The organism is Enterococcus sp. DIV0421, from assembly GCF_051713745.1.
In the GTDB taxonomy this organism is placed as follows: Bacteria; Bacillota; Bacilli; order Lactobacillales; family Enterococcaceae; genus Enterococcus_D; species Enterococcus_D casseliflavus.
Genome location: NZ_JBIOQM010000001.1, coordinates 1,805,409 through 1,822,918, shown reverse-complemented (window position 1 = coordinate 1,822,918; position 17,510 = coordinate 1,805,409). Strand labels below are relative to the sequence as shown.

16 protein-coding genes are annotated in these 17,510 nt (G+C 45.4%); 3 read left to right on the top strand and 13 right to left on the bottom strand.

The features are described 5' to 3' along the window. Positions 1-34: 34 nt before the first annotated feature. Complete coding sequence (locus IGI96_RS08835) at positions 35-682, top strand: SGNH/GDSL hydrolase family protein (RefSeq protein WP_086338942.1); 648 nt, start codon at positions 35-37, stop codon at positions 680-682. 52 nt (positions 683-734) lie between these two features. Here the strand turns inward: IGI96_RS08835 and IGI96_RS08830 are convergent, their stop codons facing one another. The 13 genes from IGI96_RS08830 to IGI96_RS08770 form a co-directional block, all read right to left on the bottom strand. After that, on the bottom strand, positions 735-1,922 hold the full coding sequence (locus IGI96_RS08830) for an iron-containing alcohol dehydrogenase (RefSeq protein WP_010748609.1): 1,188 nt from the start codon (positions 1,920-1,922) through the stop codon (positions 735-737). Positions 1,923-2,120: 198 nt separating this feature from the next. Continuing rightward, entirely contained in the window at positions 2,121-2,825 is a 705-nt protein-coding gene (gene deoD, locus IGI96_RS08825) for a purine-nucleoside phosphorylase (protein ID WP_005226852.1), read from the bottom strand. 25 nt (positions 2,826-2,850) lie between these two features. Then, positions 2,851-3,669, bottom strand: coding sequence for a purine-nucleoside phosphorylase (locus tag IGI96_RS08820; protein WP_086338941.1), 819 nt, complete (start codon positions 3,667-3,669; stop codon positions 2,851-2,853). Between the two features lie 10 nt (positions 3,670-3,679). Beyond that, positions 3,680-4,846, bottom strand: coding sequence for a phosphopentomutase (gene deoB / locus IGI96_RS08815; protein ID WP_015508806.1), 1,167 nt, complete (start codon positions 4,844-4,846; stop codon positions 3,680-3,682). Between the two features lie 193 nt (positions 4,847-5,039). Then, a complete protein-coding gene (locus IGI96_RS08810; RefSeq protein ID WP_005232556.1) occupies positions 5,040-5,993 on the bottom strand; it encodes an ABC transporter permease in 954 nt (317 codons plus the stop codon). Then, the gene (locus tag IGI96_RS08805; RefSeq protein WP_438785136.1) at positions 5,993-7,144 is read right to left on the bottom strand and encodes an ABC transporter permease; all 1,152 of its coding nucleotides are present in this window, start codon (positions 7,142-7,144) and stop codon (positions 5,993-5,995) included. Before IGI96_RS08805 ends, IGI96_RS08810 begins: the two co-directional genes overlap by 1 nt. Further along, positions 7,137-8,678: an ABC transporter ATP-binding protein gene (locus IGI96_RS08800; RefSeq protein ID WP_369907731.1), complete on the bottom strand. Its 1,542-nt coding sequence runs from the start codon at positions 8,676-8,678 to the stop codon at positions 7,137-7,139. Before IGI96_RS08800 ends, IGI96_RS08805 begins: the two co-directional genes overlap by 8 nt. A 206-nt stretch (positions 8,679-8,884) precedes the next feature. Further along, complete coding sequence (locus tag IGI96_RS08795; RefSeq protein WP_015508805.1) at positions 8,885-10,003, bottom strand: BMP family lipoprotein; 1,119 nt, start codon at positions 10,001-10,003, stop codon at positions 8,885-8,887. 63 nt (positions 10,004-10,066) lie between these two features. Beyond that, the gene (locus IGI96_RS08790; protein WP_005226837.1) at positions 10,067-10,465 is read right to left on the bottom strand and encodes a cytidine deaminase; all 399 of its coding nucleotides are present in this window, start codon (positions 10,463-10,465) and stop codon (positions 10,067-10,069) included. Between the two features lie 54 nt (positions 10,466-10,519). Next, entirely contained in the window at positions 10,520-11,182 is a 663-nt protein-coding gene (gene deoC, locus IGI96_RS08785; RefSeq protein WP_086338940.1) for a deoxyribose-phosphate aldolase, read from the bottom strand. A gap of 13 nt (positions 11,183-11,195) precedes the next feature. Next, positions 11,196-12,497 carry a pyrimidine-nucleoside phosphorylase gene (locus IGI96_RS08780; RefSeq protein WP_005226834.1) on the bottom strand — a complete coding sequence of 434 codons (1,302 nt, stop codon included), beginning with the start codon at positions 12,495-12,497 and terminating at the stop codon, positions 11,196-11,198. Positions 12,498-12,620: 123 nt separating this feature from the next. Then, complete coding sequence (locus tag IGI96_RS08775) at positions 12,621-13,640, bottom strand: LacI family DNA-binding transcriptional regulator (protein ID WP_005226832.1); 1,020 nt, start codon at positions 13,638-13,640, stop codon at positions 12,621-12,623. A gap of 250 nt (positions 13,641-13,890) precedes the next feature. Beyond that, positions 13,891-14,496 carry a class I SAM-dependent methyltransferase gene (locus IGI96_RS08770; protein ID WP_005226831.1) on the bottom strand — a complete coding sequence of 202 codons (606 nt, stop codon included), beginning with the start codon at positions 14,494-14,496 and terminating at the stop codon, positions 13,891-13,893. 336 nt (positions 14,497-14,832) lie between these two features. Between IGI96_RS08770 and coaA the strand changes: the two genes are divergently transcribed. Both coaA and guaA read left to right on the top strand, forming a co-directional pair. Continuing rightward, the gene (gene coaA / locus IGI96_RS08765; RefSeq protein ID WP_005226828.1) at positions 14,833-15,756 is read left to right on the top strand and encodes a type I pantothenate kinase; all 924 of its coding nucleotides are present in this window, start codon (positions 14,833-14,835) and stop codon (positions 15,754-15,756) included. 80 nt (positions 15,757-15,836) lie between these two features. Continuing rightward, positions 15,837-17,402 carry a glutamine-hydrolyzing GMP synthase gene (gene guaA / locus IGI96_RS08760; RefSeq protein ID WP_008376418.1) on the top strand — a complete coding sequence of 522 codons (1,566 nt, stop codon included), beginning with the start codon at positions 15,837-15,839 and terminating at the stop codon, positions 17,400-17,402. Positions 17,403-17,510: the final 108 nt, after the last annotated feature.

Below are 17,510 nucleotides of genomic sequence, written 5' to 3'. Positions count from 1 at the left end.
TAATTGAGTATCTTAAATATACAAGGAGCTTATTATGAAACTAGTCAAAAATGATACCGTTTTATTTTTAGGTGACAGCATCACAGATTGCGATCGTGATCGCCAAGATCCCCACGATTTAGGACATGGGTTTGCCCGTCTCGTTGCCGATCAGCTGGCAGAAACATTCCCCACTGCAGGATTTACCTTTTATAATCGGGGGATCGGCGGCAACAAAGCTGCCGACGTCTTAGCCCGTCTCCAAGAAGATTGCCTTCAATTAGCACCTGACGTCTTGATCTTTATGATTGGGATCAACGACACGTGGCACAATGCCGGTGGTCCCGATTTTGGTTCAGAAGAGGCCGCAACGTCCTTTGAGGAAACCTACCGTCAAATTCTGGAACAAGTGACCCAACAGGGGATCACGCGTATTTTCTTGCTGGAACCTTTTGTTTTGCCATATCCTGAGGATCGCCAAACTTGGCGGATCGATCTTGATCCGAAAATCCAAATCGTTCGTCACTTAGCTGCCGCCTTTCATTGTCAGCTGCTGCCGCTGGATGGCTTGTTTGCCGAAGCTGCCGTTGCTAGCTCCCCGCAGGCACTGACAGGCGATGACGGTGTGCACCCCACTCCTGCTGGACACGCCTTGATTGCAGATCAGCTAATGGCCCGTTTGGCTTTTTCTTCTGAAGGGTAAATAAACAGACCGCTCCGCGACAACCAAGTCGCAGGAACGGTCTTTTTTATGATTAAAGATAGGTTGAAGGAGTCAAGGAATCTTGGTAGATTGCGATCACGTCTTCTTCTTGCAGCGGTACATACGCATTTGTTGCAATAGAGCTGAATTGAACTGCTTGAGCCGCCATTTCAGCAAAATGGGTGTCATCGGCGATCCCTACTTCTGGCAAAGTCATCGGAATATCGCAAGAAGCAAAAAAGTCATACAGTTTTTGAATCCCCATTCGGGCAGCTAATTCTGGCACTGCTTCTTGGACACCAAAGACTTCTCTAGCAAACCGCGCAAATTTCGGCGCCGTTTCTTCATTCAATACATGAAGCATCCAGCGTGGGGTCAGGATCGCTAAGCCGATGCCATGGGTAATGTCATAAAACGCACTCAACTCATGCTCCATCGCATGACAAGACCAAGCACCACCCTTGCCACTTCCAGTCAAACCATTTAAGGCTAAGGTGCTCGCCCACATCAAATTCGCCCGTGCATCATAGTCTGTGGGGTCATTTAATGCGATGGGCAGATTTTTAATGACTGCTTTTAGCAATCCTTCTGCTACACCGTCTTGGACATCTGTTCCTTCTGTTTTACTGAAATAATTTTCAATCAGATGGCTCATGATATCCGCTGAACCGGCAGCCGTTTGATAGCGACTGACACTAAAGGTCGTTGTTGGATCTAAAAAAGATACTTTCGGTAAAAATTCGGGTCCGTGAACACCAAGTTTTTGTTTCGTTTCTAGATTAGAGATCACCGCGCCGCGATTCATTTCACTGCCAGTAGCCGCAAGGGTCAAGATCGTTACTAATGGAATCGCTGGTCCTTGATAGCTTCTGGAAAGAACTAAGTCCCAAGGCTCTTGCTCACTGCAAGCCGCCCCAGCGATCACTTTGCTGCAATCAATTACAGAACCGCCGCCAACAGCTAAAATGACGTCGATCTTTTCTGAACGACAAAGAGCGGCTCCTTGACGAACGGTTTCGATTCGTGGATTTGGATCGACACCAGTCAATTCAGTGACTTGATTGCCGTTGGCAGTCAATTGCGCCATGACTGCATCGTACAAACCGTTTTTCTTGATACTGCCGCCACCATAGACTAGCAAGACGTTTTTTCCAAATGTATTCAGTACTTCTGGCAGCTCGTTCAGACGGTCTTTCCCAAAACGAATGTCCGTCGTTACATGAAACGTAAAATTATTCATTGTCTCGTCTCCTTTTTACACCTTTTCTTTTCATTAAACCATTTTCTGGCAAAAGTGCAACGCTTCTTCGTGGCTTTTTGCCAACAAAAAAAGATAACACATTCTCGGTTGCATGCAAACCAATACGATTTGGCTGCTTGCTCTATCAAAAGCAAGCAGCCTTCGCATCGTTCATGCACCGATCCTGCGGTATCTTTTTTACGCGATCGCTGTTTCTAAGCCAACTTTGATCATGTCGTTAAATGTCGTTTGTCTTTCTTCTGGCGTTGTTTCTTCTCCAGTGATGATGTGGTCGCTGACGGTGCAGATCGCTAAAGTTTGAACGTGGAATTTCGCCCCTAAATAGTATAAGGCTGCGGCTTCCATCTCAACACCCATCACCCCAAGGTCTGCCAACTGTAACGTTTCCGTCATGTCATCTTTGTAGAAGGTATCTTCAGATAAGATGTTACCGACGTGAGTCGTAAATCCTGATTCAATCGCTGTATCATAGGCTTTACGCAACAGTGCAAAGTCAGCGATTGGTGGGAAATGGAAACTTTGAAAGTTTTTTGCCACCATCGATGAACTTGTGGCTGCCGCTTGAGCAATCACAAGATCACGCACGTGGACATCTTTTGAGATGGCACCACACGTACCGACCCGAATCAATTTCTTCACGCCGTAAGAGTTGATCAATTCATGGGCATAGATGCTCGCTGAAGGCATGCCCATGCCGGTTCCTTGGACAGAGACCCGCTCGCCCTTATAAACGCCTGTATAGCCCAACATTCCCCGAACGTTGTTGTAACAGATCGGGTCTTCTAAAAATGTTTCAGCAATATATTTTGCCCGCAGTGGATCACCTGGTAACAAGATTTTGTCTGCGATCTCGCCTGCTTTTGCTTCGATATGAACGCTCATTCGTTTTTCTCCTTTGGTCTGCTTTTTATAGTACTGCTAACGTTTCTTTGATCAACGCTTTAAATTCTGCCTTGACCCGTTCCGTCGTTTCCACGACTTCTTCATGATTCAAGCTCGCTTGCATACCAGCAGCCAAGTTTGTGATACAAGAAACACCCAAGACTTTCAAGCCACTGTGAACAGCAACGATCACTTCTGGGACAGTCGACATACCGACAGCATCGGCACCGATCGTCCGAGCAAAGCGGATCTCTGCTGGCGTTTCATACGTAGGACCTGAGAAGCCCATATAGACGCCTTCTTTTAAGTGCAATCCTTTTGATGCACCAACTTTTTGTGCCGCTTCCCGATAAGGCGAATGGTAGGCTTGGCTCATATCTGGGAAACGCGGACCCATTTCTTCTTCGTTTTCACCAATCAGTGGGTTGTCCCCCATAAAGTTGATTTGATCGGTGATCAACATCAAGTCTCCCGGCTGGAAGCTTTCGTTTACGCCGCCACAGGCATTGGTCACGACTAAAGAGTGAGCTTTCAATGCCGCCATCACACGGACGGGGTAAGTAACCGTCTGCATCGAATGGCCTTCATAATAATGGAATCGTCCTTGCATCGCTAAGACTTTTTTCCCAGCTAATGTTCCATAGACCAATTGTCCTGCATGACCAACCACTGTCGAAACAGGAAAATGCGGGATATCGTTGTAAGGCAACACGATTGGGTTTTCGATCTCATCGGCTAATTCACCTAAGCCAGATCCTAAAATCAACCCAAATTCCACTTCACCGACGCCGCTTTCTTGGATAAATGCCGTTGTTTCTTGTAATTTCTCATGTAACGTTGTCATTTCATCACCTCTAGTTTAAATGTTGTAAAAAGCTTGTTCCGTTTTCTGTAGCTGAAACACCAAAGTTTTCAGCGATCGTTGCGGAAATATCCGCATAGTAGCCTTGTGGCAATTTGCCTTGGCCTTGGAATTTCTTGCTGTACGCTAATAATGGCACATATTCTCTCGTGTGATCCGTTCCCGTAAAGGTTGGGTCATTGCCGTGGTCAGCTGTGATCAACAACAGATCCTCGTCTCCCATTGCTTCTAAAAGCTCTGGAATACGCAAATCAAAATCTTCAATGGCATGGGCATACCCTACGACATCGCGACGGTGACCATAAAGCGCATCGAAGTCGACCAAGTTCGTAAAGCTTAGACCTGTAAAGTCTTGTTTCATCACCTTCAGTAACTGATCCACACCGTCCATATTGCTCTTCGTCCGTACAGAATCGGTGATTCCTTGTCCGTTGAAGATATCATTGATCTTCCCAACGGCGATCACGTCTTTTCCAGCTTCTTTCAAGGAATCTAATACTGTATGGCCAAATGGATCGAGTGCGTAGTCATGACGATTGCTCGTACGAGTAAAGTTTCCAGGCTCACCGACATACGGACGCGCGATGATGCGGCCGATCATATATGGCTCATCTTTCGTGATGTCCCGAACGTACTGACAAATACGATACAATTCTTCTAATGGAATGATTTCCTCATGCGCAGCGATCTGCAACACTGGGTCAGCCGAGGTGTAAACGATCAAATCGCCTGTCTTCATTTGATGTTCGCCGAAGTCATCAATGACTGCTGTCCCTGAGTACGGCGCATTGCAGACGATTTTACGTCCAGAGAACGCTTCGATCTGTTGCAACAATTCATCGGGAAACCCATCGGGAAATACGCGGAAAGGTTTTTGGATATTCAAGCCCATGATCTCCCAGTGCCCCGTCATCGTATCTTTCCCAACGGAAACTTCTTCCAATTTGGTTGCATACCCATCATGGTCAGCTACCGCCTTCACGCCTTCTAAAGGACGGATCGTCCCTAGGCCTAATTGTTCCAAGTGAGGGATCGTCAAGCCTGCTTCTTTTGCAATATGGCCTAACGTATCTGAACCGACATCACCAAAAGCTGCCGCATCAGGTGCTTCACCAATTCCGACTGAATCCATCACGATCAAGTGTACACGTTTAAACATTCTATTCCCTACTTTCTTTATTTTATGCTTTTACAAGCGGATCTACTACCTCTATCATACTAAACTTAAGCAAAAATTGCGCTGGGTTGCTTTGGAAATTTCCTGATGCGTTCCTTTCACCCAGAGGATAGAAAAAGGGCAGGACACAGCAACACATTCATGTCCCATAGCCCCACCCTTTCATACTGAAAAATTATTTAGATTTAATGTAGTTCTTCCCGTTAGCTTTCGGACCAGCGGCTTTTCCAAGGAAAAGAACGAGCACGATGATCGTCAAGGCATAAGGCGCAGCCTGTAAGTAAACCGCTGGAATGGAAGAGATGATTGGCAGTTGGCCACCTACGATACTGATGTTTTGCGCAAAACCGAAGAAAATCGCAGCTCCCATCGCACCAAGTGGATTCCATTTACCAAAGATCATCGCAGCCATCGAGATAAACCCTTGACCGGCGATCGTTGTCACGGCAAAGCGACCCGCGATCGATTGAGCAAACAAGGCACCGCCCATCCCGCCAAGGAAACCAGAGATCAAGACACCTGAGTAGCGCATCACGTAAACATTGATCCCTAAGGTATCCGCTGCTTGTGGATGCTCACCGACAGAACGAAGACGCAACCCAAAGCGTGTTTTGAAAATCACGAACCACGCGATCACTGAGATCAAAATAGCGAAGTACGCCGGTAAGAATGTTTGATTAAAGAAAATCGGGCCAATGATAGGAATATCTTTAAGAATCGGGAAATTGAAATACCCCAATGTCCGTTGGATGTTATCCGTTTGCCCTTTGTTGTAGATCGCTTTGACTAAGAACACGGCCAAAGCTGGTGCCATCAAGTTCATCACCGTACCACTGATGATATGGTCGGCACGGAAGTTGATGGTTGCCACCGCATGCAGCAAGGAGAAAACCACACCGACCAGTCCGCCGACGAGCATCCCTAACCACGGTGTCCACGCACCAAATTGTGACGCAAATTCAATATTGAAAACAATCGAGCTAAAAGCACCCATAACCATGATTCCTTCAAGACCCACGTTAACGATCCCGCTGCGCTCTGAGAACACGCCACCTAGCGCCGTCAAAATCAGAGGAGACGCATAAATCAATGTTTGAGTGACGATCGAAGAAATTAAACTAATATCCATTAGATGGTTCCTCCTTCCTGATCTTGATCGTTTGGTTGGGCTTCAATCTCCTGTACGACCAGCGCTTCTTTTTTGCCGTCAAAGATTTTTGCCAACAAGAAACGAATCACAAAGCTGATCGCTACGAAGAAAATAATAATTGCGATATTGACATCGACTAATTCAGATGGAATACCTGCAAACTGCATGCCTTGTCCACCTAATTTCAAAATACTGAACAAGAGGGCTGAAAGCAAGATTCCGATCGATGAGCCGCTTCCTAACAAGGATACAGCCATACCGTCAAACCCGATGCTCAATGATGACCCTTGAACGAAGAAGTTTTCAAACGTTCCTAGTCCTTGAACGACTCCACCTAATCCAGCAAGCGTTCCAGAGATGATCATGGAGATAATGATCGTCCGTTTGCTGCTCATCCCCGCATATTCAGAAGCGCTTGGGTTCAAGCCCACCGCACGGATTTCATAACCAAGAGTGGTTTTTTTCATCAAGAACCAAACCAAAACTAAGAAGATCAAGGCTAAGAAGATCCCTAAGTTCAAGCGAGAGTTGCTCGTGATGCTTGCTAGAAACGGCGTCTGCATGGAGGCATTTTCCCCCACCATTTTTGTGACCCCTTTTGTCGTGATCATGGATTCGCTCATCACATTATTGACTAAATGGTTCCCCGTATAAAGCAAGATATAGTTCATCATGATCGTCACGATGACTTCACTTGTTCCAAAGAATGCCCGTAGGAAACCAGGAATCGCAGCTGCGATCGCCCCGCATAAAGCCCCTACGATCACGGCTAATGGCAAGACCACCAACCGAGGCGCATCTGGCATCGCTAGTGCGACCCAGATACTGGCAACCCAACCTGCTAGCGCTTGACCAGAAAGACCGATATTGAAGAATCCGGCTGAGTTTGCAGCGGCAAACCCCAGAGCGGTAAAGATCAATGGTCCTGCTGTAACAAAAATCTCACCAATGTTGCGGGCATTTAACCCACCTGTTTGTCCGTTGATAAAAACGGTCCGAAACATTTGTGTATACCCTGTGATTGGGCTGTAGCCGAAGGCCGCCATGATGATCCCGCCAAGGACGAATCCCAACAAGACAGCGATGATCGGCACTAATATATTGCGGATCTTTTCTTTGCGGTTATTCAACCGAACCACCTACTTCCTCCATTTGCAGCTCTCGTCTTGCTTCCTCCAAGGAGTACCCTGCCATCAACAAGCCAAGCTCTTTCTCTGATGTTTCTTTCGGATCAACGACCCCAACGATCTCACCAGCATGAATAACAGCAATGCGGTCTGATACATTCAAAATTTCATCTAATTCAAAGCTGACTAACAACACCGCTTTGAATTTATCCCGCTGTTCAATCAAGCGTTTGTGGATAAATTCGATCGCTCCAACATCCAACCCACGGGTCGGATTGGCAACGATCAATAGATCAGGATCGCGGCTGATTTCTCGTGCGATGATCGCTTTTTGTTGATTCCCGCCGGACAATGCCCGTGCTGGTACGATCTCGTTGACTGTTCGTACGTCAAATTCTTGAATCAAGTCACGAGCAAACTCGTTGATCTCTCCGTAATCCAAGACACCTGCATTACTCAAAGGTTTTTTGTAGTAGGTTTGCAAGGCGATGTTTTCTGATAACATCATATCCAAGACAAGCCCGTATTTATGGCGGTCTTCTGGCACATGACCAACGCCGGCTTCGGTGACTTTCCGAGGCTTGAAGTTAGTGATGTCATCACCATTCAGCAAGACCTTGCCGCTTTCGACTTTCCGTAAACCAGTGATGGCTTGTAACAGCTCTGATTGCCCATTGCCATCGATCCCAGCAATCCCCAATACTTCACCTGCACGTACTTCTAAGCTTAAGTTTTTTACTGCTTCTAAGCCACGGTTTTCTTTTACAACTAAGTTTTCAACAGAAAGCACGACTTCTTTTGGTGACGCTTCTTTCTTCGGTGTCTTGAAGGACACAGAACGACCAACCATCATATCGGCCAACTGTTGTGAGCTGACGTCTTTGACATTGACAGTGCCGATCCCTTGTCCCCGACGGATAACTGTACAACGGTCTGCCACCGCTTTGATCTCATCCAGTTTGTGGGTGATCAAGATGATTGATTTGCCTTCACGCACCAATCCGCGCATGATCTCGATAAGCTCTTCGATTTCTTGCGGTGTCAAAACTGCCGTTGGTTCATCAAAAATCAATACATCTGCGCCGCGGTAAAGAGTCTTCAAGATCTCTACCCGTTGTTCCATCCCGACAGAGATGTCACGCACATAAGCATCTGGATCAACCGATAAACCATATTGTTCAGAAACTTTTTTGATTTCTTTGCGGGCTTTCTTGCGATCTAACACACCGAGATGATGGGGTTCGCTCCCCAAAATGATATTTTCTGTTACAGTAAAGGCGTCTACCAGCATGAAATGCTGATGCACCATCCCGATCCCCAATTTGTTTGCTGCGGTCGGACTCGTGATATTCACTTTTTCACCATTCATCCAGATTTCACCAGATGTTGGTTCCAATAATCCTGACAGCATATTCATCAAGGTCGACTTGCCCGCTCCATTTTCACCAAGCAATGCGTGGATTTCTCCTGGCCTTACTTGCAAGTTGACATCGTCATTGGCTTTGAACGTTCCAAACTCTTTGGTGATATGACGCATTTCTACAACATATTTTTCCTCAGCCAAATTACTCACATCCTTACTTTCTAATTCGCTTATACAAACCATTCGTCATGTCAAAAAAATAATTGCTATTGCTTAGGATGATTACTATCCTCATGAAAACCCGTAGCTTTCATCAACATAGTAATCCAACAACGATCATCTTGCCCTAAACTAGGGCAAGATAACCGAAAAGAACAACTTTATTTTTCAGGTGTTTCTGGTACTTCTACTTTGCCGTCGATCACGTCTTGTTTCGCTGTTTCGATCGCTGCTTTGGCATCATCTGAAAGGAACCCTTCAGTAATGTCTACACCGCCATCTTTCAAGCCGTAAACAATGTGTTCGCCGCCAGGGAAGTTGTCTTCTAACGCACGAGTTGAGATATCTTGTACCGCTGCGCCAACACCTTTCAATGTTGAAGCCAATGTGAAGTTATCTTCTTTGCCGTCAGCAGTTGTGTATTTTCCTTCGTCTTGTTGATCGCTATCCACACCGATGACCCAAACTTTTTTGTCTTCTAGGTCTGCTTCGTTCAATTGTTCATTGATTGCTTTTGCTTCTTGGAAGACACCTGCACCAGTACCACCAGATGCGTGGAAGATTACGTCAACGCCACTTTGGTACATTGAAGCTGCCAATGCTTTCCCTTTAGCAGGATCACCAAATGATGCTGCATATTGAGGATCAACCGTGATTTCTTTGCCTAATTTTTCAGCTGCGTCTTGAACGCCCTTCATGAAACCAGCTTCGAAACGGTCGATAACGACGCCTTCTTCACCACCGATGAAGCCGACTTTGTTTGTTTTGGTTGTATACGCTGCGGCAAAACCAGCTAAGTAAGCTGCTTCGTTATCTTTAAATGTTGCTGAAACAACGTTGTCTTTGCCTTCGATCACATCATCGATGATCCCGAATTGTGTATCAGGGTTTTGGTCAGCTGCTGCTGCGATTGAATCTTTCAATAAGTAACCTACACCGAAAACTGTTTTGAAACCATTTTGAACGGCACCATTTACGTTGGTTGTGTATTCTGAAGCTTCATTTGATTGCACGTAGTCATAACCACCAGCACCGCGAGCGATCCCGTGTTCCTCACCCCATGCTTCTAAGCCTTCCCACGCTGATTGGTTGAATGAACGGTCATCCACCCCACCGATATCGGTAACGATTGCGACACTATGCGCTGCATCAGTCGTACCGTCTGCAGAACCTCCGCCAGTTGAATCAGTTGAACCTGAATTTCCTCCGCCACAAGCACCAAGTAAAGTCAACCCAGCTACTGCAACAATACCTAAACTAAATAATTTTGCTTTTTTCATTGCTGTAAAGCCCCCTAAAAATATAGTTTTTTTCAACAGCCGCATCGACTGAATGAACATGGTTTATAAATCTTTGTTCGTGAAGTAATAAGGCAATAGGCCTTCTACCGTGGTTTCTTTGATGACACCATCATCGCCGACTAAGGTCACCGGCATATCTGGCGCACAAAATTCCACCATGACCTGGCGGCAAGCACCGCAAGGAGAGATCGGTTCTGGCGTATGACCCGCCACAACCAAATGTTGAAACTCTTTTTCGCCTTCAGAAACGGCTTTGAAAAAAGCGGTTCGTTCTGCGCAATTTGTTAAGCCATATGAGGCATTTTCAATGTTGATCCCTTGATATATCGTACCATTTTTGGCAACGAGACAAGCACCGACCGGAAACTTAGAGTACGGCACATACGCTTTATCTAAGGCGGAAACGGCGGTGTCGATCCACTCTTTTTTCGCTATTGTCATTGTCTTCCCCGCTCTTATTTTTATTTTTTGCTATTTTACTTAATAATGCTAAGCTTAGTAGCCAGCACCTGTTGAGCCAGTCACGATAGCAACACTTGCGCTTGTTCCTAAGCGGTTTGCGCCCGCTTCGACCATAGCTGCTGCTTCTGCTTCGTTGTGGATACCACCAGAAGCTTTGACACCCATTTCTGGTCCTACTGTTTCACGCATCAAGCGAACATCTTCAACGACTGCCCCACCAGTTGAAAAGCCAGTTGAGGTTTTCACGAAATCTGCACCAGCTGCTTTGGCTAATTCACAGGCTTTGACGATTTCTTCGTTGTTTAATAACGCTGTTTCAATGATTACTTTGACAAGCGCTTTGTCTTTGGCTGCTTCAACGACTGCTTCGATGTCTGCTTGAACTTTTTTGTATTGTTTTGATTTCAAGGCACCTACGTTGATTACCATATCGACTTCATCTGCGCCGTTTTTGATCGCATCTGTTGTTTCATAAGCTTTGACCTCAGATGTGTTTGCCCCTAAAGGAAAACCGATCACGGTACAAACAGCCGTTGGTTCGCCTTGTAATTTTTCTGCTGCTAATGAAACCCACGTTGGATTGATGCAGACAGAATAGAAGTGATAGGTTTTTGCCTCTTCGATGATTCGTAAAACATCTTCCTCCGTTGCGTCTGCTTTCAAAATCGTGTGGTCGATCATGCGATTCAATTCCATTTTTATTCGCTCCTTATTCTGTAATAATGTCATGGATCAATGGCGGTTCTGCGCCATCTTCCCCAATTTCAATATTTTGGTCGATCAATGCTTTGACATCCTCGATTGCTTCGGTATTGCTATAGATCGTCAATAGCGATTCCCCTTTGCTTACGGATTCGCCAACTTTCTTATGCAATTTGATGCCCACGGCATGGTCGATGTCTTCGTCTTTGGTCTTACGACCTGCCCCTAACATCATCGCCGCGATCCCTAGCTCATTGGCAACTAATTTCGTCACCACGCCGCTAGTTTTCGCTGGGACTTCCACTTCATATTTCGCTGTCAAAATCTTGCTCGGGTCATCGATCACTGTAGCGTCTCCGCCTTGGTCTGTGATCATCTGTCTGAATTTTTCTAACGCTTTGCCTGAATGCAGGGCTTCTTCCAACAGTTGGCGTGCTTCTTCCAATGAATCAGCTTTTTTCGCTAAAACGACCATTTGGCTGCCCAGTGCATAGCACATTTCTTCCAAGTCTTTCGGTCCTTTTCCTTGCAGCGTCTCAATGGCTTCCACCACTTCCAAACTGTTGCCGATCGCTTCCCCTAAAGGCTGTGACATATCAGAAATGACTGCCATCGTTTGGCGATTTGCCAATTTTCCGATGCGGACCATCGTTTGGGCTAAGCGTTTGGCATCCTCCAAGTTTTTCATAAAGGCGCCATCGCCTGTGGTTACGTCTAACACGATCGCATCGGCACCTGCCGCGATTTTTTTACTCATGATCGAGCTGGCGATCAATGGGATCGAACTAACCGTTGCCGTCACATCTCGTAAGGCATACAGTTTTTTGTCTGCAGGAGCTAAATCTCCTGATTGACCGATCACGGCCACTTTGCTTTCATTGACTAATCGGATAAAGTCGGCTTCAGAAAGCTCGATTTTAAATCCAGGGATCGCTTCAAGCTTGTCTAACGTCCCACCAGTATAGCCTAAGCCGCGCCCAGACATTTTCGCAACTGGTACGCCAACACTAGCCACTAAGGGCGCTAAGATCAATGTGGTCGTATCACCAACACCGCCAGTCGAATGCTTATCGACTTTGATTCCTTCAATTGAGGATAGGTCGATCACTTCACCAGAATTTGCCATTGCTAGCGTTAAGTTCGTGATTTCTTCATCTGTCATATCTACATAAAAAATAGCCATCAACAAGGCACTCATTTGATAATCTGGAATACTTCCTTCAGTATACGCAGTTACAATGTAGTCAATTTCTTCCTTCGTCAATGACTTGCCGTCACGTTTCTTTTCAATTAAATCCACCATTCGCATCGAAATGACCCTCGCTTCCTTTAACATTATACAATAATTTTTCGTAGGGTAAACCACTTTAGTAAAACAGTTTACTAAATATCGCAAAACTATGAAAACACTTACAAGAAGAAATATACCGCATTATTTCTCGCTTGTCAATGTCTTCACGCTCTCACGAATAATTAATTTTGTATCAAAAATCTTATTTGGAATTCGCCGTGTCGGAAACTCAATGGCGTCCACTAAAAACTTCGCTGCGGTAAACCCGATCTCAAAAGTCGGCTGCATGACCGTGGTAAGCGGTGGTGTGATGTATTCCGATAATTTCAAGGCATCAAAGCCGATCACCGAGTAGTCTTCTGGTACTTTTTTGCCCGCCTCATAAATCGCTTGATAACAGCCGATCGCCATAGCATCGTTGCCACAGAAGAACGCTGTGATCTCTTTGTACTTCAATAATTCCTTCGTTGCTTCGTACCCGCCAGTAACCGTTAATTCAGCATTTTCCACATATCGGCCTTTAAAAGGGATCTGATGATCCTTTAAGGCATGGCGATAGCCATTGAACCGTTCCTCTAATTGATAGTAGCCGGTGATTTCTTTGAGCATCGCAATGTTGCGGTGACCATTTTTGATCAAATAGCTGACGGCTTGGTAGGCGCCTTCGTATTCTTTCACGATCAAACGACCATTGTCCCGCTGATTGATCCCACGATCGACTAAAATAATTGGTCGGTCATCAAAGAACCCGCTCTTCAAGGAATAATCCTCTGGCAGCAAATGCGGCGTCGCTAATAAGATGCCATCTACCGAACGATGAGACAGTTCATTCAAATATTGAACCTCTTTTTCTTGGCTGTGGCGCGAATTGCATAACACTAGCATGTAACCTAGTGGATTGAAATAACTTTCCGCCCCTTCAATGACTTTAGAGAAAAAGAAATCCGTCACATCAGGCACGATCATTCCGATCGTTTTTGAATGGCGGTTGATAAGATTCGAAGCAAAAAAATCCGGCTTATAGTGATATTTATTTACGATATCTAAGACCCGCTTTCGGGTTTCTTCACTAAAACGGCTGCCTTTATTGTTTAGGATCTGCGACACGGTCGTGACAGAGACGCCAGCCATTTCAGCAATCTGTTTAATCGTCAATTTCATCTGCTTCTCTCCTCTCTTGCCTAAAGTGTAGCAAATTTTTCTCAAAAAAAATAGCACACTTTCAACAAGTGTGCGACTTTCTCTTTCGTTGATCAAAAATGGCCCGATGATACAGACAGCTCTTTTAGCGGAGCTGCGATTGCCCCAAAGGCTGATGACAACAGGCTTTTTGAGAAACCAACTGGTCCAGTTGCCGCTAACCAGTGCTTGTCTTAGCGATGCCTTTGATCTGTTGAGAATCAAGGAGCAGCTACGCTTCTTTTACGCTTTGAATGATGTAATAGCCTTTGTCTTTTTTGATGATTTCGGCATTGCCAAAGGTCTCTTGCATTTTCTTTTGAGCACTCGGCGCCCCTTGTTTCTTTTGGATCACGATCGTTAAAGTCCCGCCTGCTTTAAGCAAAGGAAACGCCCCCGTCAAAATCTCATGAACGACTTCTTTTCCTGCCCGAATCGGCGGATTGCTGAGGATCGCCGCATAAGCAGGTTGATTTAATTGGGCATAGATATTGGATTGATGGATATCTACCTGTTCAATGCCGTTACGCTGGGCATTGCCTTTTGCCAAATCCACTGCCCGCTGATTGATATCGATCATCTCGACAGGTCGTTGACTCGCATAAGCTAACGCTAAGCCAACAGGTCCATAGCCGCACCCAACGTCCAGCAGACTTCCTTCTGGTAGCTCCCCCCACTCAAACGCATCGATCAACACCCGCGAGCCATAGTCCACCGTGTCACGGGAAAACACCCCGCTATCTGTCACAAAATGAAAGTTCTTTCCTCTTAATTCAAACGACCACTGTTCAAAATCATGGGCCGTATCAGGATTTTCTGTATAGTAATGATTACTCATGGTTATGCTCCTTTCTTCTATCTCCTCTTCGCTTGTTTTTTCTACTGGTTTCTACTAGTTTTTCCTTGTTTCTTCTATTCGAACGAGTGTACGTAGTGAAATCACCAGTAAAAAAGCCCTGCAAGATTTGTCTGCTGCTTCTTTCTAATCATACCGAAAAACAGTCAGAAGTAAACGCCCAGCAAAAAAAACAACGAAAAAACAGTTTTTTGTTGTTTCTGCAAAGGAAATCATGTCTTTTTTCCAAGTTCCGCAAGTTTCTATGGTAAAATACTTTCGAACAGTGGCCCGTCGCTTCTAACAGAAACCGATGATGCCGCAAAAAAGGAGCCTACTATGCAAGAAACCATGAATTTTTATCAAATTCCTCGTGAGCAATGGCAAGGGTTTTATACGAACGGCATGATGCCTTTCACTCAAGAAGAATTGGATAATATCAAAAGTTTGAACGACCGGATCTCGGTCCAAGATGTGGAAGATGTTTACGTGCCTTTGTGCCATCTGATCCATCTTTATATGAAAGAGTTTGAATCATTGACCCTCAGCAAGGGACTCTTTTTACACCGCTACGTCAAAATGCCGCCTTTTATCATCGGCATCGCTGGAAGTGTCGCCGTCGGCAAAAGCACCACCGCACGGCTCGTCCAAAATTTGTTGGCCCGTTTGTTTCCCCGTAGAACCGTCCAACTGATCACCACTGACGGCTTTTTGTACCCGAACGAAGTCTTGGAGGAACGCGGCAGCTTGAATCGCAAAGGATTTCCAGAAAGTTATGACATGGAAGCCTTGATCAACTTTTTGAATGCGGTCAAATCAGGAGAACCAGACATTCAGATCCCTGTCTACTCCCATGAAGTCTACAATATTATTCCTGATACGTATGAAACGATCAGTCAACCAGATATCTTGATCGTGGAAGGCATCAATACCCTACAACTGCCTGCCAACCAACAAATCTATATCAGTGACTTTTTTGATTTTTCAATTTTCGTGGATGCCCAACCAGCACTGATCGAAAAATGGTATTTGGAACGATTTGAATCATTACTAGACACGGCCTTTCAAGATCCCAGCAATTATTATTACCAATATGCGATCGGGGATCGCAAGGAAGCGATTAAAATGGCAAAAGAAGTATGGAAAAATGTGAATTTAAAGAATTTACACGAGTATATCTTGCCTACACGCAGCAGAGCCGATATAATTCTTCATAAAACAAAGCACCATTTGATCGATGAAGTGTTCTTGCGCAAGTATTGACCGCTTCATTTTTATGATTATGCTGTTGAAAAGGCCCAGCCTTTTTTCAATAAAAACTAAAAGAATTGAGGTAATTTATTGTGACAAACGTTGACACTTTGCCAAACGTCGAAAAAATTATCGTACTTGATTACGGTAGTCAGTACAACCAGCTGATTACACGCCGTATTCGTGAGTTCGGTGTTTTCTCAGAATTATTGAGCCACCGCATTACCGCTGAAGAAGTAAAAGCGATGAACCCAAAAGGGATCATCTTATCTGGCGGACCAAACAGCGTCTACGACGAGAACTCTTTCGGCATCGACGAGAAAATTTTTGAGTTAGGCATCCCAGTTTTAGGGATCTGTTACGGCATGCAGTTGATTACTTATAAATTAGGCGGAAAAGTTGAACCTGCCAAAAACCGTGAATACGGCAAAGCAGAATTGGAAGTCACTTCTGATGCAGCGGCCCTTTTCCAAAACACGCCCGCAACCCAAACCGTGTGGATGAGCCACGGGGACTTGGTCACTCAAGCACCTGCAGGCTTTGATGTCGTGGCAACGAGCAAAGATTGCCCGATTGCTTCTATCCAAGATGCCGAGCGCAAAATGTACGGTATCCAATTCCACGCAGAAGTTCGCCATTCAGAATACGGCAACGACTTATTGCGTCACTTTGCCATTGACGTTTGTCAATGTACAGGTGATTGGACAATGGACAACTTCATCGATATGGAAATCGCAAAAATCCGCGAACAAGTGGGCGACAAAAAAGTCTTGCTTGGTCTTTCCGGCGGGGTCGATTCTTCTGTCGTTGGTGTTCTTTTACAAAAAGCGATCGGCGATCAGCTGACTTGTATTTTTGTTGACCACGGCCTCTTGCGTAAAGGCGAAGCCGAGCAAGTAATGGAAAGCCTAGGCGGCAAATTCGGCTTGAACATCATCAAAGTTGATGCCAAAGAACGTTTCCTATCAAAACTTGCTGGGGTTTCTGATCCTGAAGAAAAACGCAAGATCATCGGAAATGAATTCGTGTACGTCTTCGATGATGAAGCAACCAAACTAGCTGGCGAAGAAGGCGTTTCTTTCCTTGCCCAAGGAACCCTTTATACCGACGTCATCGAATCAGGAACCGAGACTGCTCAAACCATCAAATCACACCACAATGTAGGTGGTTTACCTGAAGACATGCAATTCAAATTGATCGAACCATTGAACACCTTGTTCAAAGACGAAGTCCGTGAATTAGGGACTCAACTTGGTATGCCAGACAGCATCGTATGGCGCCAACCATTCCCTGGACCAGGTCTAGGCATTCGTGTCCTTGGCGAATTAACAGAAGAAAAACTAACGATCGTCCGCGACTCGGATGCAATCTTGCGGGAAGAAATCGCAAATGCCGGCTTAGACCGCGACATTTGGCAGTACTTCACCGTCTTACCAGGCATCCGCTCCGTCGGTGTCATGGGTGATGGCCGGACCTACGATTATACCGTCGGCATCCGTGCAGTCACTTCAATCGATGGCATGACCGCTGACTTTGCCCGCATCCCATGGGAAGTCCTACAAAAAATCAGCGTCCGCATCGTCAACGAAGTCGCACACGTCAATCGGATCGTGTACGATATTACGAGCAAACCACCTGCTACTGTGGAGTGGGAATAATCTTCAAAAAGACAGAAACCCTCTGTATCAAGGGTTTCTGTCTTTTTTTATTTTGATTCTTTCCAACAGATATTCAATACACATATCAAAATAATCGGCTATTTTAAT